Origin of the sequence: Microbacterium sp. KRD172 (genome assembly GCF_017168295.1) — a bacterium.
Lineage (GTDB): Bacteria > Actinomycetota > Actinomycetes > Actinomycetales > Microbacteriaceae > Microbacterium > Microbacterium profundi.
Window position 1 is genome coordinate 990,727 of sequence record NZ_JABFAS010000002.1, and the last position, 19,575, is coordinate 1,010,301.

Consider the following 19,575-nt stretch of genomic DNA (forward strand, 5'->3'; position numbering starts at 1 on the left):
TCGCATCCCGGTTACTTGACCTGTGCAGAGATGATGCTCATGACGGCGGTGTCTGCCAGCGTCGTGGTGTCGCCGACCTCGCGGCCCTCCGCGACGTCGCGCAGCAGCCGGCGCATGATCTTGCCGGAGCGGGTCTTGGGCAGCTCGCCGACGATGTAGACGTCGCGGGGGCGGGCGATCGCGCCGATCTGCTCGCCGACCCACTGGCGCAGCTGCGTCGCGAGTCCCGCCGCATCGTGCGCGGAGAGGTAGCTCTCCTTGATGATCACGAACGCGACGACGGCCTGGCCGGTGGTCTCATCCGCCGCGCCGACCACGGCGGCCTCAGCGGTGGCCTCGTGAGCGACCAACGATGATTCGATCTCGGCGGTGGAGAGGCGGTGGCCGGAGACGTTCATCACATCATCCACGCGTCCGAGCAGCCACAGGTCGCCATCCTCGTCCAGGCGTGCACCGTCGCCCGCGAAGTAGTACCCCTGCTTCTCGAACTTGTCCCAGTACGTCTCCTTGTAGCGCTCCGGGTCGCCCCAGATGCCGCGCAGCATGCTCGGCCAGGGCTCGGTGATCACGAGCAGTCCGCCGTTGCCGTTGCCGACCTCTTCTCCCGATTCATCGACGACGTCGATGGTGATGCCGGGCAGCGGCACCTGCGCTGAGCCCGGCTTCGTCGCCGTGATTCCGGGCAGCGGGGAGACCATGATGGCTCCTGTCTCGGTCTGCCACCAGGTGTCGACGATCGGGGCGTTGCCGCCGCCGATGACCTCGCGGTACCACATCCAGGCCTCGGGGTTGATGGGCTCGCCCACCGAGCCGAGCAGCCGGATGGACGACAGATCGAACTTCCGCGGAACGCTGCGGCCGATCTTCATGAACGAGCGGATCGCGGTCGGCGCGGTGTAGAAGATCGTCACGCCGTACTTCTCGATGGTCTCCCACCAGCGTCCGGGATGCGGGGCGTCGGGTGTGCCCTCGTAGAGCACCTGCGTCGCGCCGTTCGCGAGCGGCCCGTAGGTGACATAGGTGTGGCCGGTGACCCAGCCGATGTCGGCGGTGCACCAGAACACGTCCGTCTCCGGCTTCAGGTCGAACACGTTCTTGTGCGTGTACGCGGCCTGGGTGAGGTAGCCGCCAGAGGTGTGCAGGATGCCCTTCGGCTTTCCCGTGGTGCCGGACGTGTAGAGGATGAACAGCGGGCTCTCGGCGGGGAACGCCTGTGCCTCGTGTTCTGCGGATGCTGCCGGAACCGCGTCGTGCCACCAGTGATCGCGGCCTTCGGTCCAATCGACCTCGTTCTCACCGCGCTTGACGACGAGGACATGCTCGACGGTCTGCTGCACACCGTCGCCTCTGTCGCTGAGTGCCTGGTCGACAGCCGGCTTGAGCGCCGAGACGCGACCCTTGCGATAGCCGCCGTCCGCGGTGATGACGACCTTCGCGCCGGCATCGTCGATGCGCGAGCGCAGACTGTCCGCGCTGAAACCGCCGAAGACGACGGAGTGGACGGCGCCGAGGCGGGCGACGGCGAGCATCGCCGCGACAGCCTCGGGAATCATCGGCAGGTAGATCGCGACACGATCCCCGGTGCCGACTCCGAATCCGGACAGCACATTCGCCACGCGCTTGACCTCGTCTGTCAGCTCGGCATAGGTGATGCGGCGCGAATCGCCCGGCTCGCCCTCCCAGAGGATGGCGACGCGGTCGCCATTGCCTGCTTCGACGTGCCGATCGAGGCAGTTGTAGGCGACGTTGAGCTCGCCGTCGTCGAACCACTTCGCGAACGGGGGAGTGGACCAGTCGAGCACGCGCGTGAACGGCTTGTGCCAGTGCAGCAGGTCTCTGGACTGCTCGCCCCAGAAGGCTTCCCGATCAGTGCCGGCGCGCTGGTACAACTCGGGCCGCGCGACGGCGGATGCGGCGAAATCATCCGAAGGCGGGAACCTGCGAGTCTCATCGAGGAGGTGATCGATCTGGCTGCTCATGGCATGCGCTCCTTTGCGGCGGACGAGATCGTGCAGAACGCACGACCGTGACACGGTGAATCTAGTCTGCGCTTCAATGCATCAATACTGCCGGAAGTCGGTAGCAGGACGGGTTTTGTGAGGACGGTCGCCTTGCGTACACTCGACGCAGCCGTGTATTCATTCGGCCTCGGCGTGCCCATCCTCCCCCGATCAGGCACGCCTCTGGGCGGCATCCCATTCCCCCCGTGAGGTGCCGCCCTCCTCTGTGTCAAGCCGCCCCCATCGCAGCGTGCGCAGTCGTTCTGCACTGCGGGCGGACGTGCCGTGTTGCGCACAGCACGTGGGATTCCGGGGCGCACGGGAACGCAGCGGCGCCTAGCGTCGGGGCATGCCACAGCCGTTCATCATCCAGCCGCGTCATGCGGTGCCCGCCGACGAGCGCGCCAGCGCGCTCCCCGCCGACGTGGATGCCGCATTCGGGCCGCTCGCCGAGCACTGCGCCGATCCTCGGGTGACGGACGTGTTCGTCAACGGTGCGGACGGGCTCTTCGTGGATCGCGGCGACGGCGCGGAGCGAGTGGCGGGATGGGCGGCATCGGAGCGCGAGGTGCGCGACCTCGCCGTCGCGCTGATCGGAGCAGGCGGGCGCCACCTCGACGATCAGTCACCGTGCGTGGATGTGCGGCTCGCGTCCGGCATCCGAGTGCATGCCGTGCTCGCCCCGGTGTCGACCTCGGGCACCGCAGTGTCGGTGCGCATTCCACGCGTGCGCGCAGCCGATCTCGGTGCTCTGGCCGTGCTCGGGGCATTCGATGCGCCGCAGCAGGCGTGGCTGGAGCAGTTGGTAGTCGACCGCGCGAACATCCTCATCACCGGTGGCACCGGCACCGGAAAGACGACCCTGCTCACCGCGCTGCTGCGCAGCGTTCCTGCATCCGAGCGCATCGTCACGATAGAAGACGTCGCGGAACTTCGGCCGGCGCATCCGCACCACGTCGCTCTCGAAGCCAGGCAGGCGAATCTCGAGGGCGCCGGCTCCATCACGCTCGCACGCCTCGTGCGCGAGTCGCTGCGCATGCGTCCTGATCGTCTCGTCGTCGGCGAGTGCCGTGGTGAGGAGGTGCGTGAACTGCTCTCCGCATTGAACACCGGCCACGACGGTGGCGCGGGCACTCTGCACGCCAGCGGGCTCGTCGACGTGCCGGCCCGGTTGGAGGCGCTGGGAGCGCTGGCCGGGATGGACGCAACGGCACTGGCGCGGCAGGCAGTCAGTGCCTTCACGATCGTGATCCACCTCGCCCGCGGCGGTGACGGCGTGCGACGCATCTCCAAGGTCGGACGTTTTCTGCTGCGGGCCGATCGACTCGACATCGAGGAAGTGCGGCCGTGGTGAGCCTCGTTTCGTTGCACGGGCTGCGTCCGGCGAAGGCAGCGGATGCCGGCGCGGAGGAGGCCGCGGTCTCGGTGCGCACACTCGCCGTGCTGTTGCAGGCGGGCGCGGTGCCGCTCAACGCCTGGCGTCATCTCGCCGATTCGGGCGACGTGCATGCGGAGAGCGTGGTCGCGCGTTGCGATGAGGGCGCCGGCCTCGTCGACGCGATCGAGGCCGAGGGCGGGGCGTGGGCCGATGTCGCCGCCGCGTGGGATGTCGCGACGACCGTGGGGGCTCCGCTCGCGGAAGTGCTGAGGTCGCTCGCTGAGACGATGCGTGATGCGGCGGCTGCTGCTGACGATGTGCGCATCGCTCTCGCAGAGCCGGCCGGCACCGCGCGGCTGCTGCTCTGGATGCCGCTCGCGGGGCTCCTGCTCGGATTCGCCCTTGGATTCGACACAGTGGGTGTGCTCTTCCGCAATCCCCTCGGCACTGCCTGCCTGATCGTCGGCCTGCTGCTCGTGCTCGGAGCCCGCCTGTGGACTCGTCGCCTTCTCCGGCGGGCGCAGCCGGATCCGGGGACCCCGGGAATGCATGCCGAACTCATGTCCGTGGCACTGTCGGGTGGCGCATCCATCGAGCGCTCGTTGCGCCTCGTCGACGACAGCCCGGCGCGCGATCGCATCAGCGGCACGCACACCAGGGGCGTACTCGAGCTGTCGCGCGCGGCCGGCGTCCCCGCGGGGGAGCTGCTGCGGGCGGCCGCCGCGCAGGAGCGTCACGACGCACGCATCCGCGGGCGGCTGCGCGCATCCAAGCTCTCCTCGCAACTGATCATCCCCCTCGGCGTCTGCACGCTCCCCGCTTTCCTGCTGCTCGGCGTCGCGCCGCTCATGCTCTCCGTCATGTCATCAACCCCGTTGCCGATCTGACGGCAGCACAACAGAAAGAAGGAACACGATGAACACCATCCCCGCCCTCACCAGACGCCGCGCGGCGTCGCTCTTCACCGACGAATCCGGTGCCGCCACCGCTGAGTACGCCATCACGACGATGGCAGCCGTCGCGTTCGCAGGTTTGCTCGTCGTGATCATGCGTTCGGACGAGGTGCGCGGCATCCTGACTGATCTCGTCCGCCGTGCGCTCACGGTCTCGTAGACGCCGATGCGGTGAACGAGCGATGAGCACTTCATGAAGAAGAAGAGCGACTCGGAGCGCGGATCGGTCGCAGCCGAGCTGGCGATCGCGCTCCCGGCGGTGGTGCTCGCACTGCTGCTGGGGGCGGGCGCGCTCGGAGCCGCCGCGCGACAGGTATCGCTGCAGGATGCCGTGGCCGACGCAGCCCGTCTGCTGGGGCGGGGTGAGAGCGCTGCGACCGCGCACGCGGCGGTGACGGCCTCTGTCAGCGATGCGAACGTGTCGAGCGAGCTCAGCGGAGACCTCAGCTGCGTCAGCGCCAGCGTCGATGCGGTGGTGGGGCGCGTCATCCGCATCCCGCTGACCGCATCGAGCTGCGCGCTCAGCGGAGGGCTCTGATGGCCGGCAGCGCGCTCGCCGCCGGCGTGCTGGCGGTCGCGGCATCCCTCTCGCTGGGACTCGCCGCCGTCGGCGGCGCGTCGGTCACGGCGCAACGCGCCGCGGGCGCAGCAGACGCTGCCGCACTCGCGGCCGCCGACGCGTCGTCCGGCGCGATCGTCACCGGAGAAGAGCCGTGCGCGCTCGCCGCGAGGGTGGCCGCGGCATCCGGAGCGACGCTCACATCGTGCACGCTGGAGGGGCCGGTGGCGACCGTGCAGGTCGAGGCGGCGTACGCTGGTCTTGCTGCCGTCTCCCGAGCCCGTGCCGGGCCACCCGAGGGATTCTGACGGCTCCACCCACGGCTCCGCTGTGAATGCACCACGACAGTGGTGTGTATGGTGTGCTTCGAAGAAAGGACGCACCCTTGGCTGAAGGCAAGAAGCTCGTCATCGTCGAGTCTCCGACGAAGATGAGGTCGATTCAGGGGTACCTCGGTGATGACTACGAGGTGCTCAGCTCTGTCGGCCACATTCGCGACCTCGCTGATAAGAAGGACATCCCCGCCGCCGACAAGGCCGCGTACGGGAAGTACTCGATCGACATCGACAACGGGTTCGACCCGTACTACGTCGTCTCGGATCGCAAGACGAAGACCGTCGCCGAACTCAAGCGTGCGCTGAAGAATGCCGGTGAACTCCTGCTCGCCACTGATGAGGACCGCGAAGGCGAGGCGATCGCCTGGCACCTGCTCGAGACGCTGAAGCCGAAGGTGCCCGTCAAGCGCATGGTGTTCCACGAGATCACCAAGGACGCGATCCAGGCAGCCGTCGGCAACACCCGTGAGCTCGACCTCGCGCTCGTCGACGCCCAGGAGACCCGCCGCATCCTCGACCGCCTCTACGGCTGGGATGTCTCGCCCGTGCTCTGGTACAAGGTCAAGACCGGCCTCTCCGCCGGACGCGTGCAATCCGCAGCGACACGCATGATCGTCGAGCGGGAGCGCGAGCGCATGGCGTTCGTCTCCGCCGACTACTGGGATGTCGAAGCATCCGCCTCCGCGACCGGTACCGCTTTCAAGGTGCGCCTGGTTCGCGTCGACGGGGGTCAGCTCGCCCGTGGCACCGACTTCGATGACAACGGAAAGCTCAAGAAGGCCGTCGTCATCCTCGACGAGAAGAGGGCGCTGTCCCTCGCGCACGCTGTCGACGCCGCAGGTGCCGGCACCGTCACCAAGGTCGAGGCGAAGCCCGGCACGCGCAGCCCGTACGCTCCGTTCACCACCTCCACGCTGCAGCAGGAAGCAGGCCGCAAGCTCTCGATGAGCGCGAAGCAGGCGATGAGCGTCGCCCAGCGCCTGTATGAGAAGGGCTTCATCACCTATATGCGAACGGACTCCGTCGCGCTGAGCACCCAGGCGGTGCAGGCGGCACGGAGCCAGGCGGTCGCCCTCTACGGCGACAAGGCCGTGCCGCTCAAGCCCCGCGTCTACAAGTCCAAGAGCAAGAACACGCAGGAGGCGCACGAGGCGATCCGCCCCTCGGGCGAGAACTTCCGCAAGCCGGCGTCCGTCTCCGGCGAGCTCGACCGCGAAGAGCTGCGACTGTACGACCTCATCTGGAAGCGCACGGTCGCCAGCCAGATGGCCGACGCCAAGTACGAGACCACCACGGTCACGCTGTCCGTCGATGCCGCCGGCGAGGTCGCCGAGTTCACGGCATCCGGAACCGTCTACACGTTCAAGGGCTTCCTCGAGGCATATGAAGAGGGCCGCGATGAGAAGCGCGCTGACGCCGACGCCGACTCCAACCAGTCGCTGCCCGCCGTCGCCGTCGGCGACGAGCTCGGGATGTCGGATGCTGAGGCCAAGGGCCACAAGACCAACCCGAAGCCGCGCTTCACCGAGGCCTCGCTGGTCAAGGCGCTCGAGGAGCACGGCATCGGCCGGCCCTCGACGTTCGCGAGCATCATTGGCACCGTGATCGATCGTGGCTACGCGACCAAGCGCGGACAGGCGCTCGTGCCGACCTGGATGGCGTTCAGCGTCGTGCGACTGCTCGAGGAGCACTTCGCAGACCTGATCGACTACGACTTCACGGCCGCCCTCGAAGACGACCTCGATGCGATCGCGCGCGGTGAGCAGAAGCGCGTCGAATGGCTCAAGTCGTTCTACTTCGGCACCGAGGGGCAGGTGGGGCTGCGTCAGGTCGTCGACAACCTCGGCGAGATCGACGCACGTGCGCTCAATTCGACACCCATCACCGACACCGCCACACTGCGCTTCGGCAAGTACGGCCCCTACCTCGAGGTCGTCGACCCCGCGAAGCCCGACGAGCGGGGGCGCATCGTCAACGTTCCCGAGGACCTCGCGCCAGACGAGCTGACAGCGGAGAAGGCGCAGGAGCTCATCGACGCCCCTGTCGCGGGTGATCGTGTTCTCGGCGAGAATCCCGAGAACGGTCGCGTCATCGTGGTGAAGGACGGCCGCTACGGTCCCTACGTGCAGGAGAACCTGCCGGAGGAGGACGTCGCGGTCGATGAGGCCACCGGCGAAGTCGTCGACAAGCCCAAGAAGAAGACCGCGAAGAAGGATGCGCCCAAGCCGCGCACGGCCTCGCTCTTCCGCTCGATGTCCGTGGAGGACATCGACCTCGACACCGCCCTGACTCTGCTGAGCCTGCCGCGCGTCGTGGGCGCTGACCCGGAGTCCGGTGACGAGATCACCGCGCAGAACGGCCGCTACGGCCCGTACCTGAAGAAGGGCACCGACTCGCGCTCGCTCGAGAGCGAACAGCAGATCTTCGATGTGAGCCTCGAGCAGGCGCTCACGATCTACGCGCAGCCGAAGTACGGCGCCGGTTCCCGCCGTGCCTCCAGCGCGCTCGCCGAGTTCGAGGCAGATCCGGTCAGCGGCAAGCCGATCCGCATCCGCGACGGGCGCTTCGGCGCCTACGTCACCGACGGCGAGACGAACGTCACGATTCCGCGTGGTCAGAAGCCCGAGGACATCACGTTCGAGATCGCCGTGCAGATGCTCGCTGACAAGCGCGCCAAGGGTCCGGCTCCGAAGCGGGGCGACGCGAAGAAGGCACCGGCCAAGAAGTCGCCTGCCAAGAAGGCGCCCGCGAAGAAGCCTGCGGTGAAGACCGACGAGGAGAAGGCCGCCGCACGTTCGGCGGCGGCGAAGAAGGCCGCGGCCACGCGTGCCGCGAATGCGGCGAAGAAGTAGATGCCGGTGAGTGAACGCTCAGGCGTGTGGATCACTCTCGAGGGCGGCGACGGCTCGGGGAAGACGACCCAGGCCGAGTTGCTCGAGAAGTGGCTGACGGATGCCGGGAACACCGTGCTGCGCACGCGAGAGCCGGGCGGCAGCGAGGTCGGTCAGCTGATCCGCGACATCGTGCTGCATCACCGCGGCGACATCGCACCGCGCGCCGAGGCGCTGCTGTATGCGGCAGATCGCGCGCACCACGTCGCGACGGTCGTACGGCCCGCGCTCGAGCGGGGCGAGATCGTGCTGCAGGATCGCTATCTCGACTCTTCCGTCGCCTACCAGGGCGCCGGACGCGTGCTCGATGCCACCGAGGTGCGAGAGCTGTCGCTGTGGGCGACCGAGGGGGCGCTGCCTGACCTGACGCTGCTCCTCGATCTCGACCCTGCGACTGCGAGGACCCGTCTCGACTCCGCAGACAAGCCGTTCGACCGGCTCGAGTCCGAGAAGGCCGAGTTCCACACCCGCGTGCGCGAGTCCTTCCTCGCGCTCGCGGGTGCCGAGCCCGAGCGGTTCCTGGTGCTGGATGCCGCGGCATCCGCCGAGGAGATCGCAGAAGCCATCCGCCTCCGCGTCGCGCGGCTCGTCTGATCGACGTCGACTGATTCCGCATAGAAGTGCGAACCTGTGCGCCAACTTCGGAGAACTGCGCTTTCTTCGGAGCGATTCCCTGTAGGGCTCCGAAGCTGGTGCATTTCTCCGAGTTAGGCGCGCGCTGTGCGCGCCGCACAGGCTGTCTGACTCTCCAGTTAGGCTGAGTTCATGCCACCAGCCGTCACGCTCGCCCCGTTCCCTTGGACGGACGTCTGGGGGCAGGACGATGCGGTCGCAGCTCTTCGCACCGCGGCATCCGATCCTTCCGCGCTCTCGCACGCCTGGCTGATCACCGGCCCTCCAGGATCCGGGCGATCCACCCTGGCCTATGCGTTCGCGGCGGCGCTCGTCGCGGACAGCCCCGACGACGAGCACACGATGCGGCAGGTGTTCGCCGGCACGCATCCCGACGTCACGGCGCTGCGCACCGACAAGGTCATCATCACGATCAAAGAGGCCAGGTCGCTGGTCGAGAGATCGTACTTCGCACCGTCGGCCGGTCGCTACCGGGTCATCGTCGTGGAAGATGCCGACCGCATGGTCGAGCGCACCTCGAATGTGCTGCTGAAGGCTCTCGAGGAACCACCGGAGAACACGGTCTGGATCCTCTGCGCACCGAGCGAGGCCGATCTGCTGCCCACCATCCGCTCCCGCGTGCGGCCCCTGCGGCTGCGTGAGCCCGATGTCGACGATGTCACGCGGCTGATCGTGCAGCGCACCGGCGCCGACGAGGTCACGGCAGAGCAAGCCGCCCGTCACTCGCAGCGCCACATCGGCATGGCGCAGCGCCTGGCGACCGACGATGCCGCACGGCACAGACGCGACACCACGCTGCGTTCCGTGCTCGGGGTTCGCGGGGTCGGCAGTGCGGTCGAGGTGGCAGGGCACATCATCCAGGCGGCGACCGATGACGCCAAGGCGCTGACCGCCGAGCGCGACGCCGCAGAGCGCGCGAGTCTGCTGCGCACGGTCGGCATCGCTGAGGGACAGGCGGTTCCGCCTGCGCTGCGCTCACAGATATCCGCGCTGGAGGACGACCAGAAGAAGCGCGCGACCCGCAGCCTGCGCGACGGCATCGATAGGGTGCTCACCGACCTGCAGTCGATGTTCCGCGACGTCGTGATGCTGCAGTACGGCCGAGGCGAAGATCTCATCAACCGGGAATTGCGTGACGATCTGAGCGCCATGGCTCACGCGTGGTCGGTGACACGTACGCTGGTTGTTCTTGACCATCTTGCCGAGACCCGGGAATCGCTGGAGCGCAACGTCGCCCCGACGCTCGCCCTGGAGAGTTTGCTCGTGACTGTCGCGAGCGGGAGGAAACCGTGACCACTCGACAGACTTCTCGCGTGCGACGCATCGTCGCGATCACCGCGGGTCTCGCCGCAGCATCCATGATGCTGAGCGGATGCCTGTACTCGCTCATCCCGGAAAGCGCCGAACCGAGGCCGTCCACGACGAACGCGCCGGACACCGAGGGCGTCGCGGCCGAGCTGCTGCCGTTCTACGAGCAGACGCTGGAATGGACCGAGTGCGACGGGGGAGCGGCAGGTTTCGACTGCGCGTACGTCACGGCTCCGCTGGACTGGGAGAACCCTTCGGATGGGGCCACGATGGAGCTGTCGATCGTGCGCCACCAGGCCACTGGTACGCCGATGGGATCACTGCTCACGAACCCCGGCGGCCCAGGCGGCAGCGGCCGTGGCTTCATCCTCGAAAGCCTCGACTACGCCGTCGGCGCCGAGCTGATCGAGAACTACGACGTGATCGGCTTCGACCCACGCGGCGTCGGCGACTCCAGCGCTGTGAGCTGCTTCGATGCCGCGAACATGGACAAGTACCTCTACGACATCCCCACCGCAGCGCGGGGCACCGATGCGTGGGAGGCCGAACTCACCAAGGCGGATCAGGCGTTCGCGGATGCGTGCGAGGCGAACAGCAACGGCATCCTGCCGTACATCACGACCGTGAACTCGGCCCGCGACATGGACCTGATCCGCGCCGTGCTCGGCGACAAGCAACTGAACTACCTCGGCTACTCCTACGGCACGTTCCTCGGTGCGACCTACGCCGAGTTGTATCCCGAGAAGGCGGGCCGGCTCGTGCTCGACGGTGCGATCGACCCCGCCGTTCCCGGCCTCGAGGTCGGAGCGACGCAGGCCATCGGATTCGAGGCGGCGCTGCGCGCCTACATGCAGGACTGCCTCGACTCCGGGTCATGCCCGTTCAACGGCACGGTCGATGAGGCCATGGCAGACCTCGGAGCGCTGCTCGCGAGCGTCGACCGCACGCCGCTCAAGAACGACGACGGGCGCATGCTCGGCGCCGACTCGCTGATGACGGCCATCATCGCCGCGCTCTACTCCCAGGACAGCTGGGACTTCCTCACTCAGGCTCTCGACGAAGCGCTGCAGGGCGATCCGTACAGCGCGTTCTACCTCGCCGACTTCTACAACGAACGTGAAGACGGCGTCTATCTCTCGAATTCCAGCGAGGCGTTCACCGCGTACAACTGCATGGACTACCCGCTCGAGAACGATCAGGCCGCGGAAGACGCCACGATGGCGAAGATCGAAGCCGCTGCGCCGACGATCGCGCCGTACTGGAGCGGCCCCGACACGTGCGAGGTGTGGCCGTATCCGCCCACCGGCACGCGCGGTGAGATCAATGCCGAAGGCGCGGGCCCCATCCTCGTCGTCGGCACGACGAACGATCCGGCGACGCCGTACGAGTGGTCGGTGTCGCTCGCCGCGCAGCTCGAGGAGGGCGTGCTGATCACCCGCGTCGGCGAGGGCCACACCGGCTACAACAAGGGCAACACGTGCGTTGACGAAGCGGTCGAGGCGTACTTCCTCGATGACGCCGTGCCAGAGGCCGACCTCGAATGCAGCTGACCCTTCGACAGGCTCAGGGATCGAATTGAGCCCACCGTGGCGTCGGTTCGCGATGGCGCCTTCGACAGGGTAATATCGTTGATCGTGCCGCTCTTGCAGCGCACGCCGCCTTAGCTCAGTCGGCAGAGCATTTCACTCGTAATGAAAAGGTCGTCAGTTCGATTCTGACAGGCGGCTCCATAAGCCCCGTGATGTGAAAGACATCACGGGGCTTCGTCGTTCGCGCGCCGGCATCGGCGTACCCTCGAATCATGACGAAGGCGCTTCTCATCATCGACGTGCAGAACGATTTCACCGAGGGCGGTGCGCTCGCGATCGCGGGCGGCGATGCCGTGGCATCCGGAGTGTCCGCCTTCCTCGCAGCTCGCGCGGGCGACTACGACGTGGTCGCCGCGTCACGCGACTGGCACGACGCGGACGGCGACAACGGCGGGCATTTCGCAGATGACCCTGATTTCCTGGACACCTGGCCGGAGCACTGCGTCGCGGGAACGCCGGGTGCGGAGTACGACGAGCTCTTCACGACGGATGCCGTGACCCACCACGTGCACAAAGGCCAGGGCAAGCCCGCCTATTCGATGTTCGAAGGGATCACGCAGGACGGCTTCACGGTGGCCGAGGTGCTGAGTGCTCGTGGTGTGCTCACCGCCGATGTGGTCGGGCTGGCGACGGACCACTGCGTGCGCGCCTCCGTGCTCGACGCGATCGCGCACGGGGTTCACATCCGCGTGCTGACCGACCTCGTCGCCGGCGTCGGCGCCGAGTCCAGCGACAAGGCGCTCGCCGAGATGGCGCATGCCGGGGCGGAGCTGGTCGAGAGCGCGCAGGTGGACGCGGAATCCGGCGCGTGAATCGCAGCGTCCTGCTGCTGCGTGCCGTCAACGTCAGTGGTCGCAATTCCAGGGGAGCGGCTCGCACTCGTCGGCCGCAATCTGCGCACCACCAGGAAGCTCGCCGATCTCACCGCCGCGAAATGACTCGCATCTACCCCTCCACGATCGCCGCGACCGTCGACCACGAACTGGTGATCAAGAAGTCCCGATTCATCGCACACGCCGCGCCGGTGGCGTCGTCTGCAGAAGCGGATGCCGTCATCGCCGAGGTGAAGCGCCGAGCATGGGACGCAAGACACAACTGCTCGGCGCAGGTCACGGGAGATCTGGGCGATCGGGCACGTTCCTCGGATGACGGCGAGCCGTCCGGCACTGCGGGGGTGCCAATGCTCGAGGTGCTGCTGCGCCGCGGGCTCACCGACGTAGTCGTCGTCGTGACGCGCTACTTCGGAGGGGTCAAACTCGGCGCAGGGGGACTGGTGCGGGCATACTCGACGGCGGTGTCAGAGGTGCTCGATCTCGCGACCGTCGTCGATCGGCACATGCTCGCCGGCGTGACGGTCGCGGTGGAGGCCGTCCTCACCGGTACCGAGAGGCTTGTGGCGGTCAGGCGTCATCGCTCTCGTGCGGGGTCCTGAGCGCCGCGCGGCGGAGGCGTCAGGCCGTCTGCCCTTCGTGGGGGTGCCTCGGCGATCTCCTCGATGACCTCGCTGTCAGACGTTGGATACGGTGGGCCCCATGGGGCTCGAACCCATGACCCGCGGATTAACATACCACTTCGACTTTCGCCGCCGTCCGTCGGACGTTCGTGGTCTGGACTGTCCCTTCACCCTGGCTTTCGCTTTAGGTGCCACCCGTCCAGTCTCTACACCTTCCGGACTCGCGTCCGGCTTGGCTCGGGATTGCCAACTGGTCTCCCAGGAAGGGTTCCCCGACTTTGAGTGGTGTCATCCCCGAGGTTTCCCCCGAGGCGCTCCTATTATGTTGAAGTCCGATGCTCTGCCAACTGAGCTAGAGGCCCGTGCTTCCATTCTAGCGGGCGCCGGAGCCGGTTCGAATCGGGCACACGCGCCGTCGACCCGTAACTGCCGTGAACGACAGAACGCGGCCGCCGGCGACACAGCTTCGCCGGCGACCGCGTCGCCCCCCCAATTCCAACCTCCCCAAAGGCCGGAACTTCTTATTACTCAGCCGGGGGCATGAGTACCGAGTCGATCAGGTACACGGTTGCGTTCGCGGTCTGGACTCCACCGCAGACAACGTTGGCGTCGTTGACCATCAGCGAGTCGCCGCTGCCGGTGACTTCGAGCTCCGCACCCTGCACGGTTGTGAGCGTGCCTGCGATGTCCTCGGGAGCGATCTGGCCGGGAACCACGTGGTAAGTGAGGATCGACGACAGCGTGGCAGAGTCGGTCTTCAGGGCCTCGATGGTGGCCGGGTCGATCTTGCCGAACGCGTCATCCACCGGAGCGAAGACGGTGAACTCGTCTCCGTTGAGGGTGTCGACGAGGTCGACGTCAGGGTTGAGCTGTCCGCTCACGGCTGCGACGAGCGTCTTGAGCAGTGGGTTGTTGGATGCCGCGACCGCAACAGGATCCTTCGACATTCCCGCGATCGAGCCGCCGCCGTCCGGCACTGCCTCGGCATACGCCTCGCAGCCGGGGCCGACGAGGTTCGCGGCCGGATCCATCGTGTCCGGTGTCTCCTGCGACGTCTCCGGCGCGGTGGACTCGGCCGGCTCTTCGGCCGTGTCGGAGCTCATCGAACAACCCGACAGCACGAGAACGCTGACGAAGCCGAGTGAAAGAGCTGCGGTGATCTTCTTCTTGGTGCTGAACATGTCTACCTCCGGGAATCGGAACCGCGGCATTCCCGCGGTGTCGAGGATTCTTCGGAGCCCCTCACGGATCGGATGGGAATGGTTCGGAAAAACTTTTGGCAGGTGGATGATCGGCCATTGGGCGGGGGAAGAGGACGGGACCCGCCCGATACGGCATGCTTATGTGGATGGTCATTGACGGCGTGGACATGCCGGAGGACGGTTCGGCGGGAGATCTCGCCGCCGACCTCCTCGTCCGTGTCGCCGACGGAGACCAGAGAGCCTTCTCCGATCTGTACGATCTGCTCTCCTCACGCGTCTTCGGACTGATCCTGCGTGTGCTCGTCAATCGCTCGCAGAGCGAGGAAGTGCTCCAGGAGGTCTTTCTCGAAGTGTGGCAATCCGCCGGACGGTTCGCTCCGAACAAGGGGCAGGGCAGAACGTGGGTTCTCACGATCGCTCACCGGAGGGCGGTCGATCGAGTGCGTGCGTCACAGTCCAGTACTGATCGAGACGTCAGGGTCGGAATACGCGACCTCGGCGTCTCGCACGACAGCGTGGCGGAGCAGGTCGAGCTGAGCATCGAGGGAGGCAAGGTCGTCGCAGCTCTGGCGACGTTGCCGGACCCGCAGCGGGAGGCACTGGTCCTGTCGTATTACGGGGGCTACAGCCAGAGCGAGATCGCGGTGCTGATCGGTGCGCCGCTGGGAACGATCAAGACGAGGATGAGAGATGGACTCTCACGTCTGAGGAGCGAGATGGGGGTGAACGCATGAACGAGAAGGAATTCGCCGAGCTGGCTGCGGGCCACGCCCTGCACGCGCTCTCGGATGCCGATGAGCAGCTTTTCGCGGATGCCCTCATCAGCCACCCTGAATGGCAGGCGATCGCGGACGACGACATCGAGACCGCTCACCTTCTCGCCGACGCTTCGGTGACGGTTGCACCGCCCTCCGACATCCGCGCCGCATTGCTCGCGCAGATCGCGACGACGCCCCAGGGTGACGACGCTGTCGCGCCGCATTCTGTCGAACGGGCGACCCCCGAGGTCGAAGAGCCCTTCCTGCGCCCGCCTCGTCGCTGGGGACGCGCCATCTTCGTTCTCGCCGCGTGCCTGGTACTTCTCGCCGGTCTGGGTTTCGGGATCGTCGCCCTCACGTCGCAGCTGACGACACCGGCATCCGTCGTCGCTCTGAACGAGATCCAGGCGGCACCGGATGCACAGAAGGCTTCGATAGAGCTCGAATCCGGCGCAGTCGCCACCGCCCACTGGTCAGCCACAGTGGGCAGCGCGGTTCTCGTCGCCGACGGTCTCGAGCCCCTCAGCGACGACAAGACCTACGAGCTCTGGTTCGTGCGCGGCGATGAGCCGGTGCCGGCGGGTCTATTCGAAGCGGATGCCGGTGACGCCACCGCGCTGCTCGAAGGGGCCATGCGTGAAGGCGACGTGATCGCTGTGACGGTGGAGCCGGCGGGCGGATCACCCACGGGGCAGCCGACGAGCGATCCGATCATCGCGATCCCGACCGCCTGAGCGCGAGTACCCTGGACGGATGTCCGAGCAGTTCCACCGTCCCGTCCGCCGCCCGTCTGCGTCCTTCGACAACCTTGTCGGATCCTCGGATTCTGCGGAGGCGACGAGGGTCGCTCACGCCACGGCATCCGCTCTGCTGACCCGCGCTCGCGAAGACGAGAGCGGGGAGAGCGCAGAACGTCTCATCGCGTTCACGGCCGAGCACGGCATCGATGACATCGCCGAATTGTGGGCGACCGCCCCCGCCGTCTCGCTTCCCGGAGCGCTCTGGCGCCTGTACCTGCTGCAGCTGGCGATTCACAGCGATCCGCAGACCTCCGCGCTGCTCTACGAACGGGGCCGCGTCGAACTCGGTTCGGTGGATGCCGTCGTCGCCGGCGCGCCGGTACCGGCGAACCCGGAGGAGATCGTGTCGCTGATCGACACGATCCTTCGGGGTGTGTTCCGCGGCGACTTCTCGGTCGCACTCGAGCGCGCCGCCGCATTCTGCCGCGTTCAGGTCTCAGGCGCGACACACACCGCTGACGACTACGAGGCGACCGAACCCGAGCGTGCGACTGAACTCACGGCTCGTGCGCGGCGGCTCCACATGTACGCGGGAGACCTGAGCGCGGCGGCCGGCCTCTGGCGCAGCGGCGGATTGAACTGACGCTCACGAGGCGAACTCAACGACCCGCTGCAGAGCTGCCGCGGATATGGAAAGACCGGGCCGCAAGAACGCCTCTCGGCGGAAGGCCGCTCGCAGCGGCAGAATTTGGAGCCCGGGGTTATGCGGCCCGGCCACTCCATTGTAACGTCCGCACGTCGCTGGTATTCCCTTCGGTGCCGTGGCCGTAGAGTCGCTGTATGACCCGGCGCTTCGCTCTGATCATCGATCCCGTCGGCGCCTCTGAGGAGCGCACCGACTACGCGGACACATTCACCGTCGTGGATGCCGCGGCTCCTGCGCTGAGCGTGGGGGAGCTCAGCACCCAGCGCGGCGACGGCGTGTTCGAGTCGATCGGGGTTGTCGATGGGCATGCGCAGGAGGTCATTCCGCATCTGGAGCGCCTGGCGAACTCGGCACGGCTGTGCGATCTGCCGGTACCCGACCAGGAGCAGTGGCGTCAGGCCGTCGCGGTCGCCGCCTCGGAGTGCCCTGCCGGAGAAGCCGTGATCAAGCTGATCCTCAGCCGCGGCGTCGAGCACGGACCCACTCCGACCGCCTGGGTGACGGCGGCGCCGGCATCCGATTTTCGGGCGGTCCGCGAGGCGGGCGTCAAGGTCGTCACTCTCGACCGAGGGTACGGCTTGGACGCCGCGGAGCGGGCGCCCTGGCTGCTGCTCGGGGCGAAGACGCTGTCGTACGCCGTGAATATGGCTGCGCTGCGCGAGGCGCATCGCAGGGGAGCGGACGACGCGATCTTCGTCTCCAGCGACGGTTTCGTGCTCGAGGCGCCGACGGCATCGCTCATCCTGCGCTTCGGCGATCGGTTCACCACTCCGGCGCCCACAGGGGGCATCCTGCACGGCACGACTCAGTTGAGCGTGTACGAGCACCTGGCGGGTCGAGGCTTCGACGCGGAGTACGGCCGCATCCCGGCGACGGACCTTTCGCGGCCGGATGCCGCATGGCTGGTCTCCAGCATCCGCCTCGCCGTCCCCATCACCGCCGTCGACGGTGCTGCGGTTTCGGTCGACCACACCCTCACGGCCGAACTGAACCAGTACCTCCTGTCGCCTCGCGACTGATCCGCGCACAGCTTCGGACGCGGCATCCGCAATGCCGCGAATCGGAAAACGGAGACGGGCGGGCGTGTCGGCGGCGTGTTCTCGCGCGACATGCCGAAGACACGCCACACGGTCTCTGTTTTCCGAGATTCCACCGCGTGGGTGCGCAACGAGCGTCAGCGCAGAGGCCGCAGGTGAGCGCGATCTGCGATCTTGGCGAGGATCGCAGATTCGACGCTCTTCCAGTGATGGACGATCATGGCGTAGGTGAAGCGCAGAGTATCGTAACCCAGGGTCGCTGCGGCAACATCGCGAGCCAGATCTTTGGATCGCTCTTTCTCACGCTCATGGTTCTCGCGGCCGTCCACTTCGACGATCAATCGGTCGCCGATGACGAAGTCGACTTCGCCGACGGTGCGGATGCTGACCTGGCAGCGCACCGTGATGCCGAGGCGATGCATCCGTAGCCGGAAGAGCGATTCGAGTCCGCTGTCGGCGTCGGATCGGGCGAAGTCGATCAGCCAGCGGCGGCGCCGTGGGAGACGACTCCTCAACCAGGCGATGCCCCCGGATGAGATCTTGTGATGGCGGAGTGCTGACTCGAACGCCGCGAGGAACGTGTCCTCGTCGGTGCACACCGCGATCTGAAGGAGAACGTTGTGCACTGGCGGCAGAACACCGACCTCGGCGGTGCCTTCGTCCCAATGCACGCGGCAGTCCGAGCATCCTGATCGCGGAGTTCCTGCGTCGCCGAGCCAGATGTGGTGCTGCTCGGGGACCTCCAGGATCCACAGCCCGAGCATCTTCGCCGCGGCACTGCACCCCAGGGTTCCGCCGTGTGAGGCGGCATGCAGCAGATCGTCCGAGCAATCGGGGAGTGCGTACACGCCCTGGCGAGGCCGAACGACGGTACCGGCGCAGACTGCGCGAGTGAGCTCCGCCTCGGTCACCCCGAGCCGTGTGAGTTCCGCCGTGCGCGCCATTCGCCCCAGAGAGTGCAGCGCGGCGGGTGCAGCCATGAATGACATGGGCACGATCCTGCCCGGTCGCCGCTGTTGCGCGCCCCCCGCAAAAGCACGTTCTGTGTAGGAGCCGGTGAACCGGCATCCTGTGCAGAACCAGTCATAAATGGGAAAACCCAGACCGACTTCGTGTCGCGCGGTGTGTCGCAGTGCGACGCGCCGGAGACACGCCAGATGGTCTGGGTTTTCCCAGGGGGCAGATGGGCAGATGGGCAGAGGTGGCAGAGGGGGCAGGGGGCAGAGAGGGCAGAGGCCAGGGGCCAGGGGAGTTACCCGAAGCGGCCCGAGACGTAATCCTCAGTCGCCTGCACGGACGGCGTCGTGAAGATGGTGGCCGTCTCGTCGTACTCGATCAGCTTGCCCGGCTTACCGGTGCCGGCGATGTTGAAGAACGCGGTCTTGTCGGAGACGCGCGACGCCTGCTGCATGTTGTGCGTCACGATGACGACCGTGTACTGGGTCTTGATCTCGGCGATGAGCTCCTCGATCGCGAAGGTCGAGATCGGGTCGAGCGCGGAGCAGGGCTCGTCCATGAGGATCACGTCGGGTGAGACGGCGATGGCACGAGCGATGCACAGACGCTGCTGCTGGCCGCCGGAGAGTCCGGAGCCAGGCTTGTCGAGACGGTCCTTGACCTCGTTCCAGAGGTTCGCGCCGCGCAGCGACTGCTCGACGAGGGTCTCCTGGTCGCTCTTCGACATGCGCGTGTTGTTGAGCTTCACACCCGCGAGCACGTTCTCCTTGATCGACATCGTGGGGAACGGGTTCGGACGCTGGAAGACCATGCCGACCTGACGGCGCACGAGCACCGGGTCGACGTTCGCGCCATAGAGGTTCTTGCCGTCAATCAGCACCTCGCCCTCGACGCGCGCACGGGGGATGACCTCGTGCATGCGGTTCAAGGTGCGCAGGAAGGTCGACTTGCCGCAGCCGGACGGGCCGATGAAAGCCGTCACCGTGTTCGGCTTGATGTCGATGCTGACGCCTTCCACGGCGAGGAAGTCGCCGTAGAAGACATTGAGGTCGTTTACTTCGATGCTCTTGGACACC

At 67.0% G+C, this 19,575-nt stretch carries 19 protein-coding genes and 1 tRNA gene; 16 read left to right on the top strand and 4 right to left on the bottom strand.

Annotated features, from left to right (window positions below; genetic code table 11):
* Nucleotides 1–11: 11 nt before the first annotated feature.
* Nucleotides 12–1,979, bottom strand: coding sequence for an acetate--CoA ligase (gene acs, locus J1M43_RS05055; protein WP_206476112.1), 1,968 nt, complete (start codon nt 1,977–1,979; stop codon nt 12–14).
* A 370-nt stretch (nt 1,980–2,349) separates the two neighbouring features.
* Here acs and J1M43_RS05060 point away from each other — a divergent pair, with 370 nt between their 5' ends.
* From J1M43_RS05060 to J1M43_RS05115, 12 genes are all read left to right on the top strand, one after another.
* Entirely contained in the window at nt 2,350–3,354 is a 1,005-nt protein-coding gene (locus J1M43_RS05060) for a TadA family conjugal transfer-associated ATPase (protein WP_206476114.1), read from the top strand.
* Nucleotides 3,348–4,265: a type II secretion system F family protein gene (locus J1M43_RS05065; RefSeq protein ID WP_307823261.1), complete on the top strand. Its 918-nt coding sequence runs from the start codon at nt 3,348–3,350 to the stop codon at nt 4,263–4,265. The genes J1M43_RS05060 and J1M43_RS05065 overlap by 7 nt, the downstream gene beginning before the upstream one ends.
* 28 nt (nt 4,266–4,293) lie before the next feature.
* Nucleotides 4,294–4,491 (top strand): DUF4244 domain-containing protein, encoded by a 198-nt coding sequence (locus J1M43_RS05070; protein ID WP_033106620.1) that lies wholly within the window; start codon nt 4,294–4,296, stop codon nt 4,489–4,491.
* 33 nt (nt 4,492–4,524) lie between these two features.
* Nucleotides 4,525–4,869, top strand: coding sequence for a TadE family type IV pilus minor pilin (locus J1M43_RS05075; protein ID WP_033106621.1), 345 nt, complete (start codon nt 4,525–4,527; stop codon nt 4,867–4,869).
* Nucleotides 4,869–5,198, top strand: coding sequence for an Rv3654c family TadE-like protein (locus tag J1M43_RS05080; RefSeq protein ID WP_033106622.1), 330 nt, complete (start codon nt 4,869–4,871; stop codon nt 5,196–5,198). Before J1M43_RS05075 ends, J1M43_RS05080 begins: the two co-directional genes overlap by 1 nt.
* A 77-nt stretch (nt 5,199–5,275) precedes the next feature.
* Nucleotides 5,276–8,077 carry a type I DNA topoisomerase gene (topA, locus tag J1M43_RS05085; RefSeq protein ID WP_206476116.1) on the top strand — a complete coding sequence of 934 codons (2,802 nt, stop codon included), beginning with the start codon at nt 5,276–5,278 and terminating at the stop codon, nt 8,075–8,077.
* A 6-nt stretch (nt 8,078–8,083) separates the two neighbouring features.
* Complete coding sequence (gene tmk / locus J1M43_RS05090) at nt 8,084–8,710, top strand: dTMP kinase (RefSeq protein WP_374058512.1); 627 nt, start codon at nt 8,084–8,086, stop codon at nt 8,708–8,710.
* Between the two features lie 171 nt (nt 8,711–8,881).
* Entirely contained in the window at nt 8,882–10,042 is a 1,161-nt protein-coding gene (locus J1M43_RS05095; RefSeq protein ID WP_206476118.1) for a DNA polymerase III subunit delta', read from the top strand.
* A 65-nt stretch (nt 10,043–10,107) separates the two neighbouring features.
* Nucleotides 10,108–11,607, top strand: a complete 1,500-nt coding sequence (locus J1M43_RS05100) for an alpha/beta hydrolase (protein ID WP_206477322.1) — start codon at nt 10,108–10,110, stop codon at nt 11,605–11,607.
* Nucleotides 11,608–11,711: 104 nt separating this feature from the next.
* Nucleotides 11,712–11,787 (top strand) — tRNA-Thr (locus J1M43_RS05105).
* Between the two features lie 71 nt (nt 11,788–11,858).
* On the top strand, nt 11,859–12,458 hold the full coding sequence (locus J1M43_RS05110) for an isochorismatase family protein (RefSeq protein WP_033106628.1): 600 nt from the start codon (nt 11,859–11,861) through the stop codon (nt 12,456–12,458).
* A gap of 122 nt (nt 12,459–12,580) precedes the next feature.
* Nucleotides 12,581–13,078: a YigZ family protein gene (locus tag J1M43_RS05115; protein ID WP_206476120.1), complete on the top strand. Its 498-nt coding sequence runs from the start codon at nt 12,581–12,583 to the stop codon at nt 13,076–13,078.
* Between the two features lie 545 nt (nt 13,079–13,623).
* Here the strand turns inward: J1M43_RS05115 and J1M43_RS05120 are convergent.
* Nucleotides 13,624–14,280 carry a fasciclin domain-containing protein gene (locus tag J1M43_RS05120; protein WP_033106629.1) on the bottom strand — a complete coding sequence of 219 codons (657 nt, stop codon included), beginning with the start codon at nt 14,278–14,280 and terminating at the stop codon, nt 13,624–13,626.
* Between the two features lie 155 nt (nt 14,281–14,435).
* On the opposite strand from J1M43_RS05120, the gene sigK reads away from it, so the two are divergent.
* The 4 genes from sigK to J1M43_RS05140 all read left to right on the top strand — a co-directional run bounded on the left by sigK (nt 14,436) and on the right by J1M43_RS05140 (nt 17,524).
* A complete protein-coding gene (sigK, locus tag J1M43_RS05125; RefSeq protein WP_200881011.1) occupies nt 14,436–15,035 on the top strand; it encodes an ECF RNA polymerase sigma factor SigK in 600 nt (199 codons plus the stop codon).
* Nucleotides 15,032–15,793: an anti-sigma factor domain-containing protein gene (locus tag J1M43_RS05130; RefSeq protein ID WP_206476122.1), complete on the top strand. Its 762-nt coding sequence runs from the start codon at nt 15,032–15,034 to the stop codon at nt 15,791–15,793. Before sigK ends, J1M43_RS05130 begins: the two co-directional genes overlap by 4 nt.
* A 19-nt stretch (nt 15,794–15,812) precedes the next feature.
* Nucleotides 15,813–16,442, top strand: coding sequence for a DNA-directed RNA polymerase subunit beta (locus tag J1M43_RS05135; RefSeq protein WP_206476124.1), 630 nt, complete (start codon nt 15,813–15,815; stop codon nt 16,440–16,442).
* Nucleotides 16,443–16,639: 197 nt separating this feature from the next.
* Nucleotides 16,640–17,524: an aminodeoxychorismate lyase gene (locus J1M43_RS05140; RefSeq protein ID WP_206476126.1), complete on the top strand. Its 885-nt coding sequence runs from the start codon at nt 16,640–16,642 to the stop codon at nt 17,522–17,524.
* Nucleotides 17,525–17,679: 155 nt separating this feature from the next.
* On the opposite strand, the gene J1M43_RS05145 is transcribed toward J1M43_RS05140, so the two are convergent.
* Entirely contained in the window at nt 17,680–18,531 is an 852-nt protein-coding gene (locus tag J1M43_RS05145; protein WP_206476127.1) for a type IV toxin-antitoxin system AbiEi family antitoxin domain-containing protein, read from the bottom strand.
* A gap of 263 nt (nt 18,532–18,794) precedes the next feature.
* Complete coding sequence (pstB, locus tag J1M43_RS05150; protein WP_033106633.1) at nt 18,795–19,574, bottom strand: phosphate ABC transporter ATP-binding protein PstB; 780 nt, start codon at nt 19,572–19,574, stop codon at nt 18,795–18,797.
* Between the last annotated feature and the right edge of the window lies 1 nt (nt 19,575).

What these genes read in the sequence shown, in the direction of transcription:
- J1M43_RS05140 (WP_206476126.1), top strand. Translation starts at nt 16,640, where the DNA reads ATGACCCGGCGCTTCGCTCTGATCATCGATCCCGTCGGCGCCTCTGAG.
- J1M43_RS05100 (WP_206477322.1), top strand. Translation starts at nt 10,108, where the DNA reads ATGATGCTGAGCGGATGCCTGTACTCGCTCATCCCGGAAAGCGCCGAA.
- acs (WP_206476112.1), bottom strand. Translation starts at nt 1,979, where the DNA reads ATGAGCAGCCAGATCGATCACCTCCTCGATGAGACTCGCAGGTTCCCG.
- J1M43_RS05095 (WP_206476118.1), top strand. Translation starts at nt 8,882, where the DNA reads ATGCCACCAGCCGTCACGCTCGCCCCGTTCCCTTGGACGGACGTCTGG.
- J1M43_RS05060 (WP_206476114.1), top strand. Translation starts at nt 2,350, where the DNA reads ATGCCACAGCCGTTCATCATCCAGCCGCGTCATGCGGTGCCCGCCGAC.
- J1M43_RS05075 (WP_033106621.1), top strand. Translation starts at nt 4,525, where the DNA reads ATGAAGAAGAAGAGCGACTCGGAGCGCGGATCGGTCGCAGCCGAGCTG.
- J1M43_RS05110 (WP_033106628.1), top strand. Translation starts at nt 11,859, where the DNA reads ATGACGAAGGCGCTTCTCATCATCGACGTGCAGAACGATTTCACCGAG.
- sigK (WP_200881011.1), top strand. Translation starts at nt 14,436, where the DNA reads ATGCTTATGTGGATGGTCATTGACGGCGTGGACATGCCGGAGGACGGT.
- J1M43_RS05080 (WP_033106622.1), top strand. Translation starts at nt 4,869, where the DNA reads ATGGCCGGCAGCGCGCTCGCCGCCGGCGTGCTGGCGGTCGCGGCATCC.
- J1M43_RS05115 (WP_206476120.1), top strand. Translation starts at nt 12,581, where the DNA reads ATGACTCGCATCTACCCCTCCACGATCGCCGCGACCGTCGACCACGAA.
- J1M43_RS05070 (WP_033106620.1), top strand. Translation starts at nt 4,294, where the DNA reads ATGAACACCATCCCCGCCCTCACCAGACGCCGCGCGGCGTCGCTCTTC.
- J1M43_RS05145 (WP_206476127.1), bottom strand. Translation starts at nt 18,531, where the DNA reads ATGTCATTCATGGCTGCACCCGCCGCGCTGCACTCTCTGGGGCGAATG.
- J1M43_RS05135 (WP_206476124.1), top strand. Translation starts at nt 15,813, where the DNA reads ATGTCCGAGCAGTTCCACCGTCCCGTCCGCCGCCCGTCTGCGTCCTTC.
- J1M43_RS05120 (WP_033106629.1), bottom strand. Translation starts at nt 14,280, where the DNA reads ATGTTCAGCACCAAGAAGAAGATCACCGCAGCTCTTTCACTCGGCTTC.
- J1M43_RS05130 (WP_206476122.1), top strand. Translation starts at nt 15,032, where the DNA reads ATGAACGAGAAGGAATTCGCCGAGCTGGCTGCGGGCCACGCCCTGCAC.